This is a genomic window from Herbaspirillum sp. B65 (assembly GCF_000333555.1).
In the GTDB taxonomy this organism is placed as follows: Bacteria; Pseudomonadota; Gammaproteobacteria; order Burkholderiales; family Burkholderiaceae_D; genus Herbaspirillum; species Herbaspirillum rubrisubalbicans.
Genome location: NZ_BADI01000222.1, coordinates 1 through 1035 on the forward strand (window position 1 = coordinate 1; position 1035 = coordinate 1035).

The 1035-nt window shown below is 58.0% G+C and carries 1 protein-coding gene; it reads left to right on the forward strand.

Annotated elements, in window-relative coordinates; genetic code table 11:
- Positions 1–446: 446 nt before the first annotated feature.
- Positions 447–1035, forward strand: a 589-nt coding sequence (locus tag I5W_RS05690; RefSeq protein ID WP_044528515.1) for a PDC sensor domain-containing protein, incomplete at its 3' end; no start/stop codon positions are given.

Here is a 1035-nt window from a genome sequence, read left to right on the forward strand (position 1 = left end):
CACCCGCCAGTCAATGGCGCAGTAGGGCGGCGGCGCATGTGTTCATGCGCCGCCGCTTTTTTATGTCTTTTGTGGCAACACGATTCAGTTTTCGTCAGCAATCCTGAACCTTGGTTCAGAAAAGTTGTAATACAATCAAAATTGTTATCGGATTTTCACTAATCCAGCCCCAGTGCGGCTCTTGAAGCTCTGCTCTGTCGGCCTATCGTTCGCCGCGTTGCAAAAAACGCTCCCCAAGACAGGGCGAATGTGATATTTACATCATCCAAGGGGGACGCGCCAGAACCAATAACATCGGTGCGCCATCGATCCAGGGCTACGGCCTGTGCGGCAAATTGCCGGAACTGGGCAAGATTGCCTGGCAGCAAGGAATACATGGTCATATTCGCAATGTGCGGTCAACGCGTCAGCAAGGGCAGAAGGGGGCGATTCTGAAGCAATCGTCCTTGCAGCGGCTATTCATCCTGCCGTTCATCTTCCTCATGGTGTGCCTGGTGTTGACCATCGGCTGGTTCCTCTATCGCGCCGGTGACGATGCCACCGAGGTCTTGGCACGCAATGCCTTGACCGAGGTGATGGGGCGCGTGAGCCAGGCCATCGACCGCCAGACCCAGGGCGCACGGGAAACCCTCAACGTGATCGCGCCGCGGCCGGTGCCGCCGGTGGAGGCCGGCCAGGCCCCAGCCCTGCTGCCTTTCCCCAAGAGCCACAAGGAGCTCGAAGATCGCCTGTGGCTGGCCAACTCGCTCTTCGATGAACCCAGCTATGTCTATTTCGGCGGTGTCGATGGCAGCTTCCTGGGCATCAAGCAGGAGCAGCCCAATGTCTACATGTACAGCGTGCGCGAGCCTGGGCAGAAGAATTACGTCTATTACCTGCGCGGCCCCGGTACCGAGATGAAGCTGGTCGCCGTGCAGGACTACGAACCACGCAAGCGTCCCTGGTACGAGCAGGCAGTCAAGCAGGGCCATGAGACCTGGTCGCCGGTCTACATTGATTACCGCGTCAAGAACATCGTCGGCATCAATCTCTCCA